Source organism: Streptomyces sp. Inha503, from assembly GCF_047215865.1.
GTDB classification, from domain to species: Bacteria; Actinomycetota; Actinomycetes; order Streptomycetales; family Streptomycetaceae; genus Streptomyces; species Streptomyces lycopersici.
Map to the genome: position 1 here is coordinate 5,885,093 of NZ_CP178360.1, position 22,827 is coordinate 5,907,919.

Sequence of the window (22,827 nt, forward strand, 5' to 3'; positions counted from 1 at the left end):
CGCAGTCGAGATCGGCGGGGCCCCTCTCGCCCGTCGGCGAGGCCCGCCGATCCGACCGTAACGGCGCCGCGGCCCGGTGAAAGCCGCACATAAACAACTCGGAAGTGGGCTACTGCCAGTCGTCCAGTTCGCTCGCGAGCTGGTCCAACTCTTCCTGGCTGACGTCGATCAGATCCATGTCGGAGGGGGTGTGGCGGACGGCCTGCGGGGTGTCGGCGTGGCGGGCCAGCGCCTCCAGCGCCCGGATCCACGCCTGTGCGAGGTCCCGTACCACGGACTCCTCCAGCAGCGCCGAGGGCCACTGCCAGAGCACCGACAGCTCGGGGCCGTCGCTGCGGTCCTGGGTGGACGCGGTGACCTCCAGCGCGTGGGCGACCGGCATGTCCGGGTCCTCGCCGCCGACGGCGCCCGCCTCGGGGGCGAGCGCCCAGTCGGCGGCCTCGGGCGCGGCCGAGGCGTCGAAGCGGCCGAGGTAGTTGAACCCGATCTGCGGCTCGGCCAGGCCCCGCAGCGAGGGCGCGGTGTCCGGGTTGAGGTAGCGCAGCAGGCCGTAGCCGACGCCGTTGTCGGGCACCTGGCGCAGCTGCTCCTTGATCCGGGCGAGGACGTCGCCGACGGTCGCCCCGCCGGTCCACACCTCGCCCCAGTCGATCCGCCCGGGGTCCAGGAACAGCGGGTACACGCTGGTGAACCAGCCGACCGTACGGGACAGTTCGGTGTGCTCGGCGATCTCCTCGCGGCCGTGGCCCTCAAGGGCCACCAGCAGCCCGCCCGTGGCCCCGCCGAAGTGCCGGCGGCGCCAGTCGGCCACCGCCAAGGTCAGCCCGGTGAGCAGCACGTCGTTGACCGACGCGCGGAACATCTCGGGCAGCCGGGTGAGCAGGGTCCGGGTGGTGTCCGCGGGCAGCGCCATGGTGATCGAGCGCTGGGTGCGGGTGAGGTCCCTGGCCGGGTCGACGGTCAGCTCGGCGAGGGGCTCCGGGGCCTGGGCGAGGCGGCCGCGCCAGACCGGGAGTTCGGCGATCCGCTCCGGGGTGACGGCTTCCTCGGCCAGCGTCCGCGACCAGCGGCGCAACGAGGTGCCCACCGGGTCGAGCCGGGGGGTGCGCCCGTCCCGTACCGCCTCCCAGGCCCGTGCCAGGTCCGGCAGCAGGATCCGCCAGGAGACGCCGTCGACGACCAGGTGGTGCAGCGAGAACCACAGTCTGCCGCGCTCACCGGGCCCGGCGTCGAACCACACGAACTGCGCCATCGTGCCGTCCTCGGGGGCGAGCCGGCCCACCGCCGCGTCGCTCTGCTCGGCGAGGCGGGCACGGCGCTCCGCGTCGTCCAGACCGGTGAGGTCGACCCGCCGGATCAGGTCCGCCGCGCGGACCTTGCCGCGGGCCGCCACCTCCAGCGACCACCGCCCCTCGGTACGGTTCAGCCGCGCCCGCAGGGCGTCGTGGTGGTCCAGCAGCGTCTGTACGGCGGTGACCAGCCGGTCCAGGTCCAGCTCCGCGGGCGTCTGGAGCAGCATCGACTGGTGGAACCGGTCGATGGGTCCGTTCCGCTCGCTGAGCCAGTTGAGGATCGGGGTCGCGGGGACCTCCCCGATACCGGCGTCCGGGTCCTCCGCCTCGGCCTCGGGGACGGTGCCCGCGGCGGCCGCGAGGGCCGCGACCGTCTGGTGGCGGAAGACGTCCTTCGGGGTGAAGACCAGACCCGCGGCGCGGGCCCTGGCCACCAGCTGGATCGAGACGATGCTGTCGCCGCCCAGGTAGAAGAAGCTGTCGTCGACGCCGACTTCCCCGACCCCGAGCCCCAGCACCTCCGCGACCAGCCGGCGCAGGGTCTCCTCACGGGCGCCGCTCGGCGCCCGTGAGGTGCCGCCCTGCTCCGGCGCGGGCAGCGCCTTGCGGTCGATCTTTCCGCTGGTGGTCAGCGGAAGCGTCTCGAGCGTCACGAACGCCGCCGGAACCATGTAGTCGGGCAGTCGACGCGTCAGCCCGGCCCGCAGTTCGTCGATGTCGATGCCGTCCGCCCCGGCGGTGGGCACTACATAGGACGTCAGCAGCCGCACCCCCGGGCGGTCCTCGCGCACGACGGTGGTGGCGCGGTGCACCCCGGGGTGGTCCGAGACGGCCGCGGTGATCTCGCCCAGCTCGATCCGCAGCCCCCGCAGCTTCACCTGGTCGTCGGTGCGCCCGACGAACTCCAGCTCGCCGTCGGCGCGTCGGCGCACCAGGTCGCCGGAGCGGTACATCCGCGATCCGGGCGGGCCGAACGGGTCGGCCACATAACGCTCGGCGGTCAGCCCGGGGCGCCGCAGATAGCCGCGGGCCAGCGAGACGCCCGCGATGTGCAACTCGCCCACGCAGCCGAGCGGCACCGGACGGAGCCGCTCGTCCAGAACGTGCAGCCGCGAGTCGGCGACGGGCGCGCCGAGCGCCGGTACGGAGTCGTCGGTGAGCAGCCCGCTCATCGCCGCCACACAGGTGGTCTCGGTCGGGCCGTACACGTTGTGCATCCGCACCGTGTGCCGCCACCGGCCGATCAGCTCCGGTCCGAAGGACTCACCGCCGACGACGATCTCCATGCCCTCGGGCAGTCCGCCCTCGGGCAGCGCGGCCAGCGAGGCGGGGGTGATGAAGGCGTGGGTGACGCCGTATTCGGCGCACAGGTCGAGATACGCCTGTCCGGACGTCGGCCGGTCGGCCGGGACCACCACCAGCGCGCCGCCCACCAGCAGGCTCATGGACAGCTCCAGGAACGCCGCGTCGAAGCTGGCCGAGGCCAGCTGCGGCACCCGGGCCCCCGGGCCGACGCCCGCCCGCTCCACCAGCGTCGCGCACAGGTGCGCCACTCCGGCGTGGGTCACGGTCACGCCCTTGGGCCTGCCGGTCGATCCGGAGGTGTAGATGACGTAGGCGGGGTGCTGGGGCGACAGGGCGGCGGGGAGCACCGGCGCGTCGGCCGCGGACGCGTCAGCCCCGTCCACCGGCGCGGGCGCGTCCAGCGTGTCGAACAGCGCCGTGGGCACGGTGGTCCGCGGCAGCCGTCCGGCGACGGAGCCGGAGGTCAGCAGCAGGGCGGGCGCGGCGTCGTCGAGCATGTACCCGATGCGGTCGCCCGGCAGGTCCGGGTTGACCGGCAGATAGGCCGCCCCCGCCCGCACCACCGCGAGCAGCGAGACGATCAGCTCAGGGGAGCGCGGCAGCGCCACCGCCACCAGCTTCTCCGGTCCCGCTCCCCGCGCGGCCAGCCCCCGGGCGATCCGCTCGGCCCGCGCGTCGAGTTCGGCGAAGGTCCAGGTGCGGTCCTCGGCCAGCAGGGCGGGTGCGTCCGGGGTGCGGGCCACCCACCCGGCGAACAGCTCCGCCATGGTCGCCGGGGGCACCTCGCGCACCGCGGCGTCGTTCCACTCCTCGACGATCCGGTGCCGCTCCCCGGGCAGCAGGACGTCCAGTTGGTCCACCGAGCGGGACGGATCGGCGACGGCGGCGGCCAGCAGCCGCTCCAGCCGGTCCACCAGCATCCGCACCGTGTCCCGTTCGAACAGGTCGGTGCTGTAGGTAAGCGCCCCCTCGATGCCCGCGGGCGCGCCGTCGTCCCGGTGGGTCTCCGCCAGGGTGAAGGACAGGTCGAACTTGGCCACGTCCTGGCCGATCGGCTGCGGCCCCGCGACCACCCCGGGCAGTTCGACCCTGCCCTCGGCGGTGTTCTGGAACGCCAGCATCACCTGGAACAGCGGATGCCGGGACGCCGAGCGCTCAGGGTTGATCAGCTCGACCAGCCGCTCGAACGGCAGGTCCTGGTGGGCGTACGCGGCCAGATCGGTCTCCCGCACCCGCTCCAGCAGCTCGGCGAAGGTCGGATCGCCGGAGACATCGGTGCGCAGCACCAGCGTGTTGACGAAGAAGCCGATCAGGTCGTCCAGGGCGTCGTCGGTGCGGCCCGCGATCGCCGTGCCGAGCGGGATGTCGGTGCCCGCGCCGAGCCTGCTGAGCAGCGCGGCCAGACCGGCCTGGACGGCCATGAAGAGGCTGGCCCGGTGAGCCAGGGCCAGCTCGCGCAGGCCGCGGTGCACCTCGGCGTCGAAGCGGAAGGTGACCATATCGCCGCGGTAGCTGATGGCGGGCGGACGGCGGTGGTCGGCGGGCAGTGCCAGCTCCTCCGGCGCGCCCTCCAGGGCCGACCGCCAGAACGCGGCCTGCCGGGAGATGGTGCTGTCCGGGTCGTCCTCGCTGCCCAGCACCTCGTGCTGCCACAGCGTGTAGTCGGCGTACTGCGCGGGCAGCGGGGTGAACTCGGGGGCGCGGCCCGCGCTCCGGGCCGCGTAGGCGGTGGACAGATCGCGGCCCAGCGGGGCCATGGACCAGCCGTCGCCCGCGATGTGGTGGACCACCAGCGCCAGTACGTGCTCGGTCCGGCTCAGCGCGAACAGCCACGCCCGGACCGGGATCTCGGTGGCGATGTCGAACGCGTACCCGGCGGCCTCGGTGAGCGCAGCCTCCAGACCGGCCTCGGTGACCTCGGCCACCGGCAGTTCGGGCACCGTGTCCAGCACCACCTGGCGAGGGCGGCCGTCCACCTCCGGGAAGACGGTGCGCAGGCTCTCGTGGCGGGTGACCACATCGGCCAGCGCCGCGCGCAGCGCCTCCCGGTCCAGCTCACCGGTCAGCCGCAGGGCCATCGGCAGGTTGTAGGTGGCGCTCGGCCCCTCGAACCGGCCCAGGAACCACAGCCTGCGCTGGGCGAAGGACAGCGGCACCTCCTCGGGCCGCTCCCGCGCGGTCACCGCGCGCCGCGCCCCGCCCGCGTCGCCGATCAGCCCGGCAAGGCCGGCGGGCGTCGGCGACTCGAACAGGTCGCGCACGCCGAGCTCCGCGCCCAGGGTCGTACGGATCCGGCTGATCAACCGGGTGGCGAGCAGTGAATGACCGCCGAGGTCGAAGAAGTCGTCGTCCACCCCCACCTCGTCCACTCCGAGCACCTCGGCGAACAGCCCGCACAGCGCGGCCTCCCGCGGTGTGGCCGGCTCCCGCCGCTCGGCGTCCTCCCGTACCGGCGCGGGCAGCGCCCGGCGGTCCAGCTTGCCGTTGGGGGTCAGCGGCAGTGCGTCCAGTGCGACGAACGCGCTGGGCACCATGTAGTCGGGCAGCGTGGCGGCCAGGTGCTTGCGCAGTTCGGCCGGGGCCGGGGCGGTCCGTCCCGTGGGCGGGACCAGATAGCCGACCAGCTGGTGGGCCCCGGGCCGGTCCTGCCGGGCCAGGACGGCCACCGAGGCGAGGTCGGGGTGGGCGGCGAGCGCCGTCTCGATCTCGCCGAGCTCGATCCGGAAGCCGCGCACCTTGACCTGGTGGTCGGCCCGCCCCACGAACAGCAGCTGGCCGTCCTTGCCCCAGCGCACCAGGTCACCGGTGCGGTACAGCCGGGACCCGGGCGGGCCGAAGGGGTCGGCCACGAAGCGCTCCGCGGTGAGGCCCGGCCGCTTCAGATAACCGCGGGCCAGCCCGGCGCCGGAGAGGTACAGCTCCCCGACGACCCCCGGGGGCACCGGGCCCAGCGCGTCGTCCAGGACGTAGACCTGGTCGTTCCAGACCGGGCGTCCGATCGGGGCCGTGGCGGGCCAGTTCGCGGGGTCGCCGGGCAGGGTGGTGGCCGTGATCACATGGCTTTCGGTGGGGCCGTAGTGGTTGTGCAGCCGCAGCCACGGACGGTCGGCCTGGAAGGCGCGCAGCCGCGGGGTGAGCGCCAGCGCCTCGCCCGCCTGGGCGATCACCCGCAGCTCGCCGAGGGTGACACCGCCCTCGATGGCGGCCTCCGCGACGGCGTCCACCACCAGGTTGGGGGCGTACAGCTCGTTGATCCGGTGCTCCTCCAGCCACCGGGTGAGGGCGGCGGCGTCGCGGCGCACCGCGTCGTCCGGGACCACCAGCGTCTTGCCGGTGAGCAGGGTGGTCAGGATCTCCTGGGCGGAGACGTCGAAGCTGATCGCGGTGAACTGCGCGACCCGCGTCCCGGCGCCGCCGCCGATCTCACCGTGGTGCCAGGCGACCAGGTTGGCCATGGCGCCCGCGGGCATCACGACGCCCTTGGGGCGGCCGGTGGAGCCGGAGGTGTAGATGACGTAGACCGGGGCGGCCGGATGGAGCGGACGGGTGCGGTCCGCGTCGGTGGGGTCGGTGTCCGCCTGCCCGGCCAGGAGGGCGGCGGTCTCCGGGGTGTCGAGGGCGAGGAGCGGGGCCCGGTGGCCGTCCGGCAGCACTCCGGTCCGGGTCAGCACCACCGAGGGCGCCGCGTCGGCCAGCATGAAGGAGACGCGCTCGGCCGGGTACTCCGGGTCGATGGGCAGATAGGCCGCTCCGGTCTTGACCACCGCGCACACCGCCACCAGCAGCTCCGCCGAGCGCGGCAGCGCGATGCCGACCGTGTCCTCGGGACCGGCGCCCCGTGAGATGAGCAGATGTGCCAGCCGGTTGGCCGCCGCGTTCAGCTCGGCGTACGACATCACCGTGTCGCCGTGCACCACGGCCGGGGCGTCCGGCAGCGCATGCGCCTGCCGCTCGAGCAGTTCCGGGAGGAAGGCCCCGTCGAGCTGGTGCGCGGTGTCGTTGTAGGTGGTCAGCTGGCGGTGCCGCTCGATCGGGTCGAGCAGCTCCAGGGAGCCGATCGGCCGCTTGGGGTCCTCGGCCGCCCCGGCCAGCACCCGGATCAGACGGTCGGCGAGCCCCTGGACCGTCTCCCGGTCGAACAGATCGGTGCTGTACTCCATCCACCCGTCCAGACCGTCCGGTGCGCCGTCGGGGGTGCGTCGCTCGGTCAGCCCGACGAACAGGTCGAACTTGGCCATGTCGCCGAGGTGGTCGTACTGGTCCACCCGCAGGCCCGGCAGCGAAAGCTCGGCCGGGCGGTTGTTCTGCACGGTGAACATCACCTGGAACAGCGGGTGGCGCGCGAGCGAGCGCTCGGGGTTGAGCTGCTCGACCAGGCGCTCGAACGGCACGTCCTGGTTGGCGTACGCGGCCAGGTCGGTCTCCCGCACCCGCTGGACCAGCTCGCGGAAGGTCGGGTTGCCGGAGGTGTCGGTGCGCAGCACCAGCGTGTTGAGGAAGAACCCGACCAGTCCGTCGAGGGCGTCGTCGGTACGACCGGCGATCGGCGTGCCCACGGGGATGTCGGTGCCCGCGCCGGACCGCGACAACAGCACCGAAAGACCGGCCTGGGCCACCATGAACAGGCTGGCCTGGGAGGTGCGGGCGATGGTGAGCAGCCGCTTGTGCAGCTCCTCGGGGAGGTGGAACGTCACGGTGTCGCCCGCGTAGCTCGCCACCGCGGGGCGCGGCCGGTCCACCGGGAGGTTGAGCTCGTCGGGGAGCCCGGCCAGGGCGTCCGACCAGTAGGCGAACTGCCTCGCGATCGCGCTGTTCTCGTCCGTCTCCTCGCCCAGTACGCGCCGCTGCCACAGCGTGTAGTCCGCGTAACTCACGGGCAGCGGCTCCCACGACGGCGCGGTGTCCTTCAGCCTGGCCGCGTAGGCGAGCGAGAGGTCGTGGCCGAAGACGCCCAGCGACCAGCCGTCCCCGACGATGTGGTGCATCACCACGAGCAGGACGTAACTACGGGCGCCGGTGCGGAAGACGCGCACCCGCAGCGGGAGTTCGTCGGCCAGCCGGAACCCGGCGGTCGCCTCCTCCTGGAGTGCCTCGTCCAGCCGCTCCGGTGCCGCGCTCAGATCCACCAGGGCCAGGTCGAGCTCGGCCGCCGCGGGATCCAGCACCCGCTGGTACGGGTCGCCGTCCACGTCCGGGAACACCGTCCGCAGGCTCTCGTGCCTGGCCAGGACGTCCCCGAAGGCATGGCGCAGCGCGTCCAGGTCCAGTTCACCGGTCAGCCGCACGGTGAGCGGGACGTTGTAGATCGGCTTGGCGCCCTCGAACCCGTCCAGGAACCACAGCCGGCGCTGGGCGAAGGACAGCGGTACCCGCTCGGGACGCGGCCCCGCCTCCAGCGCGGGCCGGCCGTCCACGGCCTGGTGCAGCCTGCGGGCTATCCCGGCGGGCGTGGCCGTCTCGAACACCGCGCGCAGCGACAGCTCCTCGCCGAAGACCGCGCGGGTCCTGGTGACCAGCCGGGTGGCCAGCAGCGAATGGCCGCCGAGGTCGAAGAAGTCGTCGTCCACCCCCACCTCGGGCACGCCGAGCAGTTCGGCGAAGAGCGCGCACAGGATCTCCTCCTGCGGGGTGCGCGGCCCGCGTCCGGCCGGTCCGGCCGCGCCACCGGGCTCGGGCAGCGCCTTGCGGTCCAGTTTGCCGTTGGGGGTGAGCGGGAGGGCGTCGAGGGCGACGAACGCCGAGGGCACCATGTACTCGGGCAGCGAGGCGCCCACGTGGTCGCGCAGCGCGGTGGGGGCGGGCACCTCTCCCCCGCTCACCGGCACCAGATAGGCGACGAGCCGCTTGTCGCCCGGGGTCGGCTCGCGCACCACGACCACCGCACGGTCGATCCGCTCATGCGCGGCCAGGACCGACTCGATCTCCCCCAGCTCGATCCGGAATCCGCGGATCTTGACCTGGTCGTCGGCCCGGCCGGCGAACTCCAGCACGGGCTGCTCGCCGTCGGTGTTCCAGCGCACCAGGTCACCGGTGCGGTACATGCGCATCCCGCCGCCCGGATACGGATCGGCGACGAAGCGCTCGGCGGTCACACCGGGCCGGTTCAGATAACCGCGCGCCAGGCAGGGGCCCGAGACGTACAGCTCCCCGGTGACACCCGGCGGCACCGGCCGCAGCGCACCGTCGAGCACCCGCAGCCGCGCGGTGCCGAGGGCGGTGCCCATGGGCGGCGCCACCGCGCCGGACAGCGGCTCGCTGAGGGAGACGCAGACGGTGCTCTCGGTCGGCCCGTAGGCATTGATCATCGTCCGGTTGGCGGACCACGCCTCGACCAGCTCCGGCGCGGACGCCTCACCGCCGACCACCAGCAGGCGTATCGACGGCAGGTCCTCGGTGAGCACGGCCAGCGCGGCGGGCGGTATGAGCGCGTGGGTGACCTGGTGCTCGGCGACCAGCTCGACCAGCGCCCGGCCGGGCCGCAGCCGCTCGGCGGGGGCGAGGACCAGCGTGGCGCCGGTGAGCAGGGCGGTGTAGGTCTCCCAGACGGCGGCGTCGAAGCTGGGTGAGGAGAACTGGAGCACCCGGCTGCCGGGCCCCACGTCGAACCGCTCGACGTTGGTGGCGACCAGACCGGCGAGACCGGAGTGCGTCACCATGACGCCCTTCGGACGGCCGGTGGAGCCGGAGGTGTAGATGACATAGGCGGGGTTGGCGGACGACATCGCCGCCGGCCGCTCGCCCGGCTCGATATCGGTGTCCGGCCGGGCGTCGATCTCGCGGACGGTGGCCGGGTCGTCCAGCAGCACCCTCGGCGCGGCGCAGACGTCCGGAATCACCTCCGCCGACGCGGCGGTCGCCAGGACCAGCGCCGGGCCTGCGTCGGTGAGCAGATAGGCGATCCGGTCGGCCGGATAGGAGATGTCCACCGGCAGATAGGCCGCGCCCGCCTTGAGCACCGCCAGCATGGCGACGACCAGCTCGGGAGAGCGCCGCAGGGCGAGCGCGACCACCCCCTCCGGCCCCGCGCCCCGTTCGATCAGGGTGCGGGCCAGGCGGTTGGCGCGGCGGTCCAGTTCGGCGTAGGAGAGCGAGGTGTCCTCGTGGACCAGGGCGACGGCCTCCGGGTGGAGCCGTACCTGTTCTGCGAAGAGTGCGGGGATGACGTCACCGGCCGGCAGCGGACGTGCGGGCATGCCCAGGGCGAGCATGCGGCTCGCCTCGGCGTCGCTCAGCAGGGGCAGTCGGCCGATCAGCTGCTCCGGATCGTCCGCGAAGGCCGCGAAGAGGCGGCGGAAGCGGTCGCCGAGCACCTCGATGTCCTCGCGGGTGAAGATCTCCTGCCGGTAGCCGAAGTGCAGCCGCAGCCCGTCGCCCGGCAGGGCCGCGATGCTCAGCGGGTAGTGGTTGGCGTCGGTGCCCCTGGCGCCCGTCAGCGTGAGGTCACCGGGCAGCTCGGGCAGGTCGTCCCCGCCCATGGGGTAGTTCTCGGTGACGGTGAGCGTGTCGAACAGGGTGCCGAGCCCGGCTGCCCGCTGGATGTCCGGGAGGCTGAGGTGGTGGTGTTCCACCATTCCGGCCGCCTGGCGCTGCATCCCGGTCAGCAGGGACAGCAGGCTCTCCTGCGGGCGCACCCGCACCCGGACCGGCACCGAGTTGATGAACAGGCCGACCATCTGGTCCGCGCCGGTCAGCTCGGCGGGGCGCACCGACACGGTCGAGCCGAACACCACGTCGTCACGGCCGGTCAGCTGCCCCAGCAGCAGCGCCCAGCAGCCCTGGAACACCGCGCTCAGCGTGAGGTCGTTGCGCCGGGCGGTCTCCCGCACCCGGGCGGCCAGCTCATCGGGCATGGCGATGACCAGCTCGGCCGGCACGTTCCGCGCCCCGGTGTCGCCGGGCGCGAGCAGCGTGGGCTCCTCCACCTCGGCGAGCGCGGTGCGCCAGGCGTTCTCCGCCGCCGCCCGGTCCTGCCGCTCCAGCCAGCTCAGGGCCTCGCGGTACGGCGTCACCGGCGGCAGGCCCGAGTCGTCGCCACGGCGGTGGTAGATCTCGAAGAGCTCGAACATGAGGCGGGCGGTCGACCACCCGTCGAGCAGGATGTGATGCGAGTTGAACATCAACCGGCTGGTGCGCGGGCCCAGCTTGATCAGCGTGAAGCGCAGCAACGGCCCGGACCCCAGGTCGAACCGGTGCGCCGCCTCCTCGGCGGCCAGCCGCTCCAGCTCCCGCTCCTGGGCCCGCTCGTCGAGCCCGGTGAGGTCGAACTCCCGCCAGGGCACCGGGACTTCGCGCGCGATCACCTGCACCGGCCGGCTCAGCTTCTCGTACCGGAAACTGGCACGCAGATTGGGGTGCCGGCGCAGCAAAGTGGCCACCGAGTCACGCATGGCCCCGGCGTCCAGGGGGCCGTCGAGGTCGATCAGGATCTGGGCGACGTAGACATCGAGTTTCTCTTCCCCGTACAGGGTCTGAAACAGCAGACCTTCCTGGAGTGGCCACAGCGGAAGGACGTCGTCGATGGCTGCTCGCGTCATTATGGAAATCTCCACTCGTCTTTCCGGGGTCGCCGGCAAAAAGGGCTCGGTCGCCTGCCACCAGCCTGGATCGCCTGAGTCTCAGCTCCGGTCGGGCCACCGGGCAACGGCGCTGCAAAAACTTCGTTTTGCGCACCGCGGAACGTGGAAGTGGCCCACTTCGCTCCACTTCGAAGAATTCACACTGCCGCTGACCGGTCCGGTCCGGCCGTGCTGTCATCGGTAAGGCCGCGCGCCGTCAATCGCCCGCGGGCCGCTACCCGCACCGCGACTTCAGGGAGTACTGGTGACGAACACCGGCACGCTGTCCCGCTACTGGATGTTCAGCGACGAGTACACACAGAATCCCTATCCCTTCCTCGCCCAGCTGCGCGAGGAACAGCCGGTGTGCCGGGTGGAGACCCCGGACGGGGTGCGGGCCTGGGTGGTGAGCCGCTACGACGACGTCCGCGACGCGCTCTCCGACCCCCGGCTCGGCCGGGACATCGGCAAGCTCTACGCGGCGCTGGGCAAGCAGCTCGGCCAGGAGATCAAGCCGGCCGACGAGATCAGCAACCATCTGGCCAACTCCGATCCGCCGCGCCACACCCCGCTGCGCAAGGCGCTCACCTTCGCCTTCACCCCCAAGCGGGTCAGAGGGCTGCGCGACGGCTGGGAGAAGGTGGTCGACGATCTGCTCGACGAAATGGTGCGGACGGACAACCGGGACCTGGTCTCCGGGCTCAACGAACCGCTTCCGATCATCACCATCGCGCAGCTGATGGGCGTGCCCGACGCCGACTGGCCGCGGTTCCTGGTGTGGACGAACACGCTGCGCCGGGTGGACGCCAGCGACCCGACGGGCATCATCGCCGAGCACACCCGGCAGCTGTCGGACTACCTCAAGGCGCTGATCGCCACCAAGCAGCGGACCCCGCAGGACGATCTGATCTCCGCGCTGGTCCACGCCGACGAGGACAAGCGGCTGACCGCCGCGGAGGCGCTGTCCACCGCGTTCGCCCTGATGACCGGCGGTAACGACACCACGACCAGCCTGCTCAACGGCTCCTTCGCGGCGCTGCTCACCCATACCGGCGAGGCCGACAAGATCCGGGCCGACTGGAGTCTGCTGCCGAACGCGGTCGAGGAGCTGCTGCGGTTCACCAGCCCGCTGATCAACTCCCTCCAGCGGGTCACGCTGGAGCCGGTCGAACTGTGCGGGGTGAAGATCCCCAAGGACGAGATCATCATCATTTCGCTGGCCGGGGCGAACCACGATCCGCACGCCTTCCCCGACGGTCCGTCGGAGCTGGACATCACCCGTCCCAAGCCCGCGCATGTGAGCTTCGGCCACGGAATCCACTACTGCCTGGGCTCCCATATGTCCAAGGCGCTGACCGAGCTGGCGATTCGACGGGTCTATGAACGCTTTCCCGGCATCAAGCTGGCCGTGCACCCCTCGGAGGTGCGCTATCGGCCCGGACTCATGGTCCGCCCGATGATCGACCTGCCGGTGAATTTCTGAACGGCGCACAGCAGCGACACCGCCCGGGACCCGCCGTCAGCGCGCCCCGGGCGCTTTTCTTTCGCTTTCCGGAGGACCCATGGATTTCAGCCTGTTCTACTTCGCCAACAACGACAGCGAGGAGCACGACCGCTACCGGCTGCTGCTGGACGGCGCCCGGTTCGCCGACGACAACGGCTTCACCGCGGTGTGGACCCCCGAGCGCCACTTCCATCCGTTCGGCGGGCTCTACCCCAACCCCTCGGTGACGGGCGCCGCGGTGGCGGCGGTCACCCAGCGGGTCGCGGTGCGCGCCGGAAGCGTCGTGGCGCCGCTGCACCACCCGATGCGGATCGCCGAGGAGTGGTCGGTCGTCGACAACCTCTCGGGCGGCCGGGCCGGGGTGGCACTCGCCTCGGGCTGGCACGCCGCGGACTTCGCGCTCCGCCCGGAGAACTACGAGACCCGCAAGTCCGGGCTGATGGAGACGGTCGAGACCATCCGCCGGCTCTGGCGGCGGGAGAGCGTGTCCCTGACCGACGGGGCGGGCGAGACGGTGGAGTTGACCATGTTCCCGCCGCCCGTCCAGCCCGCGCTGCCGATGTGGCTGACCAGCGGCGGCACCCCGGCGACGTTCACGCTGGCCGGTGAGCACGGGCTGGGGATGCTCACCCATCTGCTCGGCCAGGAGGTCGATGTCCTCGCCCAGCGCATCGAGGAGTACCGCCGGGCGCACCGCGAGCACCAGCCCGCCTCGGCCGGGGAGGGGCATGTGGCCGTGATGGTGCACACCTTCGTGGGCACCGACCGCGACGCCGTACGGGAGACCGTGCGCGAGCCGTTCTCCCGCTATCTGGCCAGCTCCTTCGACCTGCTGATCAAGGCGGCGGAGGCGGCGGGCGCCCAGGGCGCGGACATGTCCCGGGAGCTGAAGAGCATGGGCCCGGAGGACCGTCAGTTCCTCGTGGCCCAGGCATTCGACCGGTACTTCGAGACCAGCGGGATGTTCGGCACCGTCGACGACTGCATGGCGATGCTCAAGCAGCTCAAGGACGCGGGGGTGGACGAGGTCGCCTGTCTGGTGGACTTCGGTGTGCCGACCGATGCGGTGGTCGGCGGCTTCGAGCACCTGGCCCGGCTCCATGACACCTGGCGTGCGCATCTGGGGAGCTGAGCATTTGGGGAGGTGACCCGGCGGCGCCCACGCCGAAGCCCGGACGACCGAGAGCGGTCGTCCGGGCTTCGGCTTCGGCCCGGGGGTCGTACGGCCGCGTGTCAGCGCGCGGCGGCCCGCTCGTAGGCCCGGTTGGCCAGCGGGACCACGACGAGCAGCAGGGCCACCACCATGATCAGCGAGGCCGCCACCGGATGCCGCAGCGGGAACGCCGGATCGGCGCCGTTCCCCGTCGGGTTGCCCCACAGCTCACGCATCCCGGTGGTCAGGGTGGTCACCGGGTTCCACTCGGCCACCGGACGCACCCAGCCCGGCAGGTTCTGGGCCGGGTAGAAGGTCGCCGACAGGAAGGTGAGCGGCATGGTGATCACCATGGCCACCGAGTTGACCGCCTGGGGATCGCGCAGCAGCAGCCCGATGAGCGAGCCGAGCCACGCCGTGGCGTAACCGAGCAGCAGCAACAGACCGAAGCCCGCGAGGGCCTTGAGCGGCCCGCCGTGGATGCGCCAGCCGATGAGCAGGCCGACGGAGAGCATCGCGACACAGGAGATCGCGTTGAGCAGCACATCGGAGAGGGTCCGGCCGAGCAGCACCGAGCCCTTGGACATCGGCAGCGAACGGAACCGGTCCACCAGGCCGTTGGAGAGGTCCTCGGCCACCCCCACACCGGTGTTGATGACGCCGGCCAGCATCATCTGGGTGAAGATGCCCGCCATGATGTACTCGTGGTAGTCGCCCTCCGGCACGTTCATCGAACTGCCGAAGAGATAGCCGAAGAGGAACACGAACATGATCGGCATCAGGGTGATGCTGAGGATCCGCTGCGGTGCCCGCTTCAGGTGCCGTATGTGGCGGCCCGCCAGGGCGAGCGCGTCGCTCAGGACATAGGTGGTCATCGGCTCGTCGCCTCCAATTCGGCCTCGGATCCGGTCTCGGGTCCGGCCTCGGGTCCGGCTCCCGTCAGCTCCAGGAACACGTCGTCCAGCGAGGGGCGCCGCACGAGGAAGTCGACCACCTCCACCGAGGCCCCCTGGAGCTCCGACGCCGCCGCGGAGACACCGGCGATACCGCTCTCCAGCGCGATCGACACCCGCATCCCGCTGTCGTCGACGACCGGCGGGGCGGAGCCCCGCGCGGAGATCCGGGCCAGCGCGACCCGGGCCGCCTCCACCATCTCGGTGGTCCGTACGGTGATCTCCAGCCGCTCGCCGCCGACCTTCCGCTTCAGCTCGTCGGGCGTGCCCTCCGCCGCCACCAGCCCCTTGTCGATCAGCGCGATACGGTGGGCGAGCTGGTCCGCCTCCTCCAGGTACTGGGTGGTCAGCAGTACGGTGACGCCCTCGGCGACCTGCTTGCGCACCATGTCCCACAGCGCGTTCCGGCTGACCGGGTCCAGACCCGTGGACGGCTCGTCCAGGAAGATCACCGGCGGGCTCCCGGTCAGGCTGGCGCCCAGGTCCAGCCTGCGGCGCATACCGCCCGAGTAGGTCTTGACGACCCGGTCGGCGGCATCGGTGAGGTCGAACATCTCCAGCACCTCATCCGCGCGGGCACGGGCCCGCTTGCGGCCCATGTGCAGCAGCGTTCCCATGAGCACCAGGTTCTCGCGACCGGTCAACTCACCGTCCAGCGCGGCGTACTGACCCGTCAGCCCGATGCTGCGGCGCACCTCGTGCGCCTGGCTCAGCACGTCGTAGCCCGCCACCGTCGCGGTGCCCGCATCGGGCTTGATCAGCGTCGACAGCGTCCGCACCGTGGTCGTCTTGCCGGCGCCGTTGGGGCCCAGGAGCCCGTAGACCGTGCCCGCCTCGACGGACAGGTCGATGCCGCCCAGCACCTCGTTGCCGCCGTAAGCCTTCCGCAGACCCGCCGCGGAGATTGCGATATCCATCAGACTCCTCATCATCGGCCGGTACGCCGGTCCGGTCCGCCTCGCTCAGCCGAGCCGGACCGGCAGTGACTCCAGCCCCCGGGTCAGGTTCACCTCGCGGCGCAACTCCCGCGGCGCCACGGCCAGTTCGATCCGCGGGAAGCGGTCGAGCAGCGCACCGACGGCGATCTCGGCTTGCAGCCGGGCGAGGGGCGCGCCCATGCAGTGGTGGATGCCGTGGCCGAACGCCAGATGCCCGCCGGTCTCCCGGCGGATGTCGAACCGCTCGGGGTCCTCGAAGCGTTCGGGGTCGTGATTGGCCGCGCCGAGCGAGACGAGGACGAACTCGTCGGCCGGGACGCGGACACCGGCGATCTCCACCGGTTCCGTGGTCACCGAGAGCGTGTTCAGGTGCAGCGAGTTGTCGTAGCGGCAGAACTCCTCGACGGCGCCCCGCAGCAGCGACCGGTCCGCGCGCAGGGCGGCGAGCTGGTCCGGGTGGCGCAGCAGGGCGAGCATCCCGTTGCCGATCAGATGCGCGGTGGTCTCGTATCCGGCCACCAGGAGCTGGAAGACCATCGACACCAGCTCGTTCTCGCTGAGCCGGTCCTCGTCGTCCCGGGCCTGGATCAGCCCGCTGATCAGGTCGTCGGCCGGGGCCGCCCGCTTGGCGGCGATCAGCCCGGTGAGGTACTCCGCCATCTGGTCGGCGATGCGGTGCATCTCCTGTGGCTGGACGGCCACGGTCAGCGCGTTGGACCACGCTCCGAAGGCGGCCTGGTCGGCCTCGGGGACGCCGATCATCTCGGAGATCACGGTGAGCGGCAGCGGGAAGGCGAACGCCTTCAGCAGATCCACCTCGCCCTGCCCGGCGATGTCGTCGAGCAGGGCACCGACCGTGTGCTCGATCCGCGGCCGGAGCGCCTGGATCTGCCGTGCGGTGAACGCCTTGGCCACCAGCTTGCGCAGCCGGGTGTGGTGGGGCGGGTCCATGCCCAGCATGTGCTCCACCAGCATCCGCTGGCCGGGCGACTTCTCGGCGGGCTGCGGGGCGGGGTCGACGCCCGCGTGCTTGGCGGCCAGCCGGGCACAGCGCTCGGGGTCCTTGTGCAGCTTCGGCTCGGTCAGCGCGGCGCGCGCCGCCTCATGGCGGAGCACCAGCCACATCGGTGCCCCGCCGAGCACGACCCGCGCCACCGGGGTCTGCTCGCGGAGCCGGGCGTACACCGGGTACGGGTCGCGGATGAAGTCCTCACCCAGCACCTCCGGCGTCCGGCTGGTCTCCTCGGCCATGTGTCCGGTCCTCTCGGTCGGCCCGTGCCGCATGTCGCGGAAGCAGGGTGGGTGAACGACGTCTCCGATCCGTTGATAGCAGGCTTTTCCGCGCTTCCCCGGCGCACTTCGAGGATTTCTATCGAGCTCCCGCGGAGCGTGTTCGAAAGCCGTTCATCCCCTCCTTCGCGGTCATCCGGACGGAGGAGGCAGCGAAGGGGGGCTCCACCCGACGGCGTGTGGGTTTGCCTCCGTGGGAGGAGTCGTGTGCGGGGTGCCGTATGCCATTCTCCTGGCAGCGATCCAGCAACGGACGCACGTTTCCCGGTGTCTCCTGGAGGGCCCCGTGTCCGGAATCCTTACCGCCGTTTCCCGTGGCTATCGAAAGCTCCACGGCACTCCCGCCGAAGGGGTGCCCCTCTGGGCCCGGCGTGCGGCCTTTCTGATCCCGTTGGCCGTGCTGCCCTCGGGGCTGTGGCGCATCGCCCAGGTCACCTTCGGTGTTCCGCTCACCAAGAACGTGGACATCGGCCGGGGACAGTTGCCGGGCTGGCTGCCGCTGGAGCTCTACGTCGTCATCCTGTCCATCGTCGCCGAGGGGCTGGCCTTCCTCGCCGTGGGGCTGGTCTCCACCTGGGGCGAGGTGTGGCCGCGCTGGGTCCCCTTCCTCGCCGGGAAACCCGTACGGCCGCTGTCCGCGATCATTCCCGCCGCGCTCGGGGCGGTGGCCCTCACCGTCACCTGGACCATGACCCTGGTCCTCTCGCTGCAAGGGCGGGCGCTGGACGGCCGCCAGTTCGGGGAGGGCGGCTGGCGCGGATCGCTCATCCATGACGTCGGCGAACTCGGCTGGCGGTCCTGGGTGTTCGTCACCGCCTATCTGCCGCTGCTCGCCTGGGGGCCGCTGCTGGCCGCCGTCACCTACGCTTACGCGGTGCGCCGCAAAGCGTTCAAATGAAGAGAATCGAATAAGCCATTGCCAGGGTCGGCCGACCGTCTTCACGATCACCGCCGACCGCCCGAAAAGAGGCGATTGACGCGGTCGGCGGACCTTCTTGGCGGTACGCCCTCCACCGCCTTCCGCGAAAATTCCGCACCCGTCTCTTTCCGTCTATAGAAGAATTCTTGGCGGCCCATCGCACCGCTTCCCCGTCCCGGTACCGTGCGATTCCACGAGTTGCACACACACATGTGTGGCGAGGCAATCGTCGGATGGGGAGCATCGTGACCGCGCATGACGTCGAGTACATCGAGATCTACACCAGCGATCAGCGGAAAACCACGGACTATTTCGTGTCCGGTATGGGATTTCAGGAAGAGGCCCGGTGCCGGACCGGCGCGCTGGAATCGATCCTGCTCCGCCGACAGGAAATCCAGCTCGTCATCACCTCGGGACCGGGCACGGCCGACTTCCTGGCCGAACACGGTGATGGCATCGCCGACATCGCCTTCGCCTGCGAGGACCCCCTCGCGGCCCATGAGGGCGCCCTGGCCGCCGGCGCCCGCGATCTGACCTCCGGCAATCCGGCCGGTCCCGCGGTCTCCGGCTTCGGCGCCGTCCGCCACACCCTCCTCAAGCGCTCCGCGGACCGGCCGCACGGGCTGCCCCCGGGCCGGGACTGGGTCACCTCGCCGAAGGGCGCCGCCCGGACCGGCGCCACGACCGAACTGCGGCTGCTCGACCACATCGCGGTCTGTCTCGACGCCGGAACCCTGCACGACACGGTCCGGTACTACATCGACGGATTCGGCTTCGAGCAGTACTCCAGCGAATACGTCGCCGTCGGCGAGCAGGCCATGGACTCCATCGTGGTGCGCAGCCCCTCGTCCGGGATCACCTTCACCATCATCGAGCCCGACTCCACCAAGAAGCCGGGCCAGATCGATGAATTCCTGGAGCGGAACGGCGGCCCGGGGGTGCAGCACCTGGCGTTCCTCGTGGACGAGATCATCCCGGCCGTTGTCGAGTTCGAGACCCGGGGCATCGAGTTCCTGCAAACCCCCGGCACCTACTACGACGCCCTCGCCGAGCGGATCGACAACCTCGACGAGACCATCACCGATCTGCGCAAGACCAATGTGCTCGCCGACCGCGACGAGTGGGGCTACCTGTTGCAGCTCTTCACCCGCTCGCCCTTCGAGCGGCGCACGCTGTTCTTCGAACTCATCCAGCGCCACGGGGCCCAGGGCTTCGGAAGCTCCAACATCCGCGCGCTGTACGAGGCCGTCGAGCGCGCCCGGGCGGCCAACTCGTGACCGGCCGCACAACCCCCTCCGGCGCCTCCCGGCCGCCGCTGTCCCTCGAGGAGTACGCCGAGCGGGCGCGCACCCGACTGACCCCGGCGGTCTGGGACTTCATCGAGGGCGGGGCCGGGGAGGAGCGGACGCTCGCCGCCAACCGGGCGGCGTTCGACCGTATCCGGCTCAGCCCCCGGGTCCTGACCGGGGCGGGCGAGTGCGACCCGTCCACCACCGTCCTGGGACGGCGGTGGGGAGCGCCGGTGGCCGTGGCGCCCATGGCCTACCACACGCTGATGCACCCCGACGGCGAGACGGCCACCGCGCGGGCCGCGGGCGCGGCCGGCCTCCCGCTCGTGGTGAGCACCTTCGCCGGGCGGACCTTTGCGGAGATCGCCGCGGCCGCCACCTCGCCCCTGTGGCTCCAGGTCTACTGCTTCCGCGACCGCGCCACGACCCAGCGGCTCATCGAACACGCGGAGGCCGCCGGTTTCGAGGCGCTGGTCCTGACCGGCGACACCCCGCGGCTCGGCCGCCGACTGCGCGACCTGCGCAACGACTTCCGGCTGCCGTCGCACATCACGCCCGCCAACCTGCCCGCGGACGAGGCCGATTACTCGTCCCCGTCCGAGCACGGCCGCACCGGCCTCGACCCCTCGCTCGACTGGTCGGTCATCGCCTGGCTGCGCTCGGTCAGCCGACTGCCCGTACTGGTCAAGGGCGTCATGACCGCCGAGGACGCCCGGCGCGCGATCGCCGCGGGCGTGGACGGCATCGTGGTCTCCAACCACGGCGGACGGCAGCTGGACGGGGCACCCGCCACCCTGGACGTGCTCGCCCCGATCGCCGCCGCCGTGGACGGCCGCTGCGCCCTGCTCCTGGACGGCGGCGTCCGCCGCGGCCGGGACGTCCTCGGCGCCCTCGCCCTGGGGGCGGACGCCGTGCTGCTGGGCCGCCCGGTGCTGCACGGACTGGCCGTGGCGGGCGGCAACGGCGTGGCGGGCGTCCTGGGCCTGGTCCTGGACGAGCTGTCGGAGGCCATGGCGCTGACCGGCACCGCCACCGTCGCCGACGCGGACGCCTCGCTGCTGACCGGGGCGGAGGACACCGCCGCGGCGCTCCACCGCCCGTCCGGCGGGACACCGCGCCACGCCCCGCCGCGCCCGCCGGAGCCGACGGGCACCGCCACGGCAACGCTGCGCAAAGAGAATCTGCACCGCAGCGTGTCCGACCCGGTGCTGGACACCATGAACTTCCTGAACGAGATCACCGGCCGCTTCCCGGACGTGGTCTCCTTCGCCCCCGGAAGGCCGTACGAGGAGTTCTTCGACAAGGACGAGATCCTCGATCACATCCGCCGCTACCTCGACCACTTGGCCGCGGGCGGTGCCTCGGACGAGGCCATCCGCACCGCGCTGTACCAGTACGGCCCGACCGCCGGCCAGATCCGCGAGCTGATCTCCGACTCGCTCCGCGCCGACGAGGGCATCGACGCCCCGCCGGGCGCGATCGTGGTGACGGTGGGCGCCCAGGAGGGGATGCTGCTGGCCCTGCGCGCGCTCTTCGCGGACCCCGGGGACGTCCTGCTGGTCGCCAGCCCCTGCTACGTGGGCATCACGGGAGCCGCCAGTCTGCTGGGCGTGCCCGTGCACCCCGTCGAGGAGCGGGCCGACGGCCTTGACGTGGCCGATGTGGAGGCCGCCGTCCTCGCCGAGCGGGCCCGGGGCCGCCGCCCGCGCGCCTTCTACGTGGTGCCGGACCATTCGAACCCGTCGGGCAACACCATGTCCCGGCGCGCCCGCGAGGAGTTGCTCGAGCTGGCCGCCCGGCACGATCTGCTCATCCTCGAGGACAGCCCGTACCGGCTGGTCAGCCCCGGCGTCCAGCTGCCCACCCTGAAGTCGATGGACCACGCGCGGCGGGTGATCCACCTCGGGTCGTACTCGAAGTCGGTCTTCCCCAGCGCCCGCGTCGGATTCGTCGTGGCGGACCAGCCGGTGCGGGATCCGTCGGGGGCCGAGAGCCTGCTCGCCGACGAACTCGCCAAGATCAAGAGCATGGTGACGGTGAACACCCCGGCGCTGAGCCAGGCGGCCGTCGCCGGTGCCCTGCTGGCCTGCGGCGGCCGGCTCACCGAACGCAACGCGGTGCCGGCCAAGCACTACGGCGAGGCGCTCCGCGTCACCCTCGAACAGCTGGACCGCCACTTCCCCGAAGACGTCCGCGACCGGCTCGGCATCGGCTGGAACCGGCCCAGCGGCGGCTTCTTCCTGACCGTCCGGGTTCCGTTCCCCGCCGACAACGCCGCGCTGCTGCGCTCGGCCGAGGACCACGGCGTCATCTGGACGCCAATGGCCTACTTCTACCCGGGCCCCGGCGGCGAACGGTCGATCCGGCTCTCCTTCAGCTATCTGAGCCCGGCGGAGATCGAGGACGGCATCGCACGGCTCGCCGCCTTCCTCCGGTCGGAGATCGAGCGCCCCGGCGCCACCGGACCCGCCTCGGGACGTGACACATGAGGACCGCCGTCGTCGTCGGAACCGGGCTGATCGGGACGTCCATCGCCCTCGCCCTGAGCCGCTGGGGCGTCCTGGTGTACCTGGACGACGCCGACACCACGGCCGCCAGGACCGCCGAGGCCCTGGGGGCGGGCTCGCTCGAGGCGCCCGACGGGCAGGTGGACCTCGCCGTCCTGGCGGTGCCGCCCGCGAGCATCGGCACCGTGCTCGCCCGCTGTCAGCGGGACGGGCTGGCACACACCTACACCGATGTGGCCAGCGTCAAGGTGCGGCCGCACGAGGAGGTCCGCGCGGCCGGTGGCGATCCGTCCCGCTACATCGGCGGACATCCGCTGGCCGGCGCCGAGCGCTCAGGGCCGCTCGCGGCCCGCGCCGACCTCTTCGAGGGGCGCCCCTGGGTGCTGACCCCCTCGCCCCTCACCGATCGCTCGGCGCTCAACCGGGGGCTGGAGCTGGTCTCCCTGTGCGGTGGCGTCCCCGTCCTGATGGACACCGATGCCCATGACCGCGCCGTCGCCCTGACCTCGCACGCACCGCATCTGGTCGCCTCGATGATGGCGGCCCGGCTGGAGCACGCCGAGACCGAGCACATCCGGGTGTCGGGACAGGGGCTGCGGGACGTCACCCGCATCGCGGCGGGCGAACCCGCCCTGTGGAGCGACATCCTGACCGCGAACGCCGACGCGGTGGCCGACGTCCTCGACGACTACGCCAAGGACCTGGAGCAACTGATCGCCGCCCTGCGGGCGCTGCCCGGCGCGGAGTCCGAGGGGCGCCGGCAGGCCGCCGCCGATCTCCAGGAGTTGCTGCGGCGCGGCAACCGGGGCCACGCCCGCGTACCGCACAAACAGCGTTCACGGCCCGCCGAGTACGTGGCGATCCCGGTCGCCGTCCCGGACCAGCCCGGAGCGCTGGCCCGGCTGTTCTCCACCGTCGGCGAGGCCGGGGTCAACATCGAGGACGTACGCATCGAGCACTCCCTGGACCAGCCGCGCGGCCTGGTCGAACTGCTCGTGGACTCGACCTCCGTCGCGGGCGTACGGCGGGTGCTGGACGCCAACGGCTGGACCATGCGGGAGAAGCCACTGCTGGTCGGCGACGCCTGAGGAATCCGGACCGGCTCCGCCCAGGAGCCGGTCC

At 72.1% G+C, this 22,827-nt stretch carries 10 protein-coding genes and 1 pseudogene; 7 read left to right on the plus strand and 4 right to left on the minus strand.

What is annotated here, in order from left to right:
- Positions 1-109 precede the first annotated feature (109 nt).
- The gene (locus tag ACJX2R_RS24095) at positions 110-11,131 is read right to left on the minus strand and encodes an amino acid adenylation domain-containing protein (protein WP_413101827.1); all 11,022 of its coding nucleotides are present in this window, start codon (positions 11,129-11,131) and stop codon (positions 110-112) included.
- Between the two features lie 286 nt (positions 11,132-11,417).
- On the opposite strand from ACJX2R_RS24095, the gene ACJX2R_RS24100 reads away from it, so the two are divergent.
- Positions 11,418-12,635, plus strand: a complete 1,218-nt coding sequence (locus ACJX2R_RS24100; protein WP_262699227.1) for a cytochrome P450 family protein — start codon at positions 11,418-11,420, stop codon at positions 12,633-12,635.
- A 79-nt stretch (positions 12,636-12,714) separates the two neighbouring features.
- Positions 12,715-13,788, plus strand: a complete 1,074-nt coding sequence (locus ACJX2R_RS24105; RefSeq protein WP_413101828.1) for a MupA/Atu3671 family FMN-dependent luciferase-like monooxygenase — start codon at positions 12,715-12,717, stop codon at positions 13,786-13,788.
- Positions 13,789-13,889: 101 nt separating this feature from the next.
- Here the strand turns inward: ACJX2R_RS24105 and ACJX2R_RS24110 are convergent, their stop codons facing one another.
- From ACJX2R_RS24110 to ACJX2R_RS24120, 3 genes are read right to left on the minus strand one after another with little or no spacing between them, the layout of a single operon-like run.
- Positions 13,890-14,684, minus strand: coding sequence for an ABC transporter permease (locus ACJX2R_RS24110; RefSeq protein ID WP_262699229.1), 795 nt, complete (start codon positions 14,682-14,684; stop codon positions 13,890-13,892).
- Positions 14,681-15,679: an ATP-binding cassette domain-containing protein gene (locus ACJX2R_RS24115; RefSeq protein ID WP_413101829.1), complete on the minus strand. Its 999-nt coding sequence runs from the start codon at positions 15,677-15,679 to the stop codon at positions 14,681-14,683. Before ACJX2R_RS24115 ends, ACJX2R_RS24110 begins: the two co-directional genes overlap by 4 nt.
- A gap of 45 nt (positions 15,680-15,724) precedes the next feature.
- Positions 15,725-16,951, minus strand: coding sequence for a cytochrome P450 family protein (locus ACJX2R_RS24120; protein ID WP_413101830.1), 1,227 nt, complete (start codon positions 16,949-16,951; stop codon positions 15,725-15,727).
- 325 nt (positions 16,952-17,276) lie between these two features.
- Between ACJX2R_RS24120 and ACJX2R_RS24125 the strand changes: the two genes are divergently transcribed.
- From ACJX2R_RS24125 to ACJX2R_RS24145, 5 genes and pseudogenes are all read left to right on the plus strand, one after another.
- Entirely contained in the window at positions 17,277-17,888 is a 612-nt protein-coding gene (locus tag ACJX2R_RS24125) for a hypothetical protein (RefSeq protein WP_262699232.1), read from the plus strand.
- Positions 17,889-18,154: 266 nt separating this feature from the next.
- On the plus strand, positions 18,155-19,186 hold the full coding sequence (gene hppD / locus ACJX2R_RS24130; protein ID WP_413101831.1) for a 4-hydroxyphenylpyruvate dioxygenase: 1,032 nt from the start codon (positions 18,155-18,157) through the stop codon (positions 19,184-19,186).
- A pseudogene (locus ACJX2R_RS24135) lies at positions 19,183-20,199 on the plus strand (alpha-hydroxy acid oxidase); the annotation flags it as partial. The gene hppD and the pseudogene ACJX2R_RS24135, both read left to right, overlap by 4 nt.
- Before the next feature lie 216 nt (positions 20,200-20,415).
- Entirely contained in the window at positions 20,416-21,687 is a 1,272-nt protein-coding gene (locus ACJX2R_RS24140) for a PLP-dependent aminotransferase family protein (protein ID WP_413105942.1), read from the plus strand.
- Positions 21,684-22,793, plus strand: coding sequence for a prephenate dehydrogenase (locus ACJX2R_RS24145; RefSeq protein ID WP_413101832.1), 1,110 nt, complete (start codon positions 21,684-21,686; stop codon positions 22,791-22,793). The genes ACJX2R_RS24140 and ACJX2R_RS24145 overlap by 4 nt, the downstream gene beginning before the upstream one ends.
- Positions 22,794-22,827: the final 34 nt, after the last annotated feature.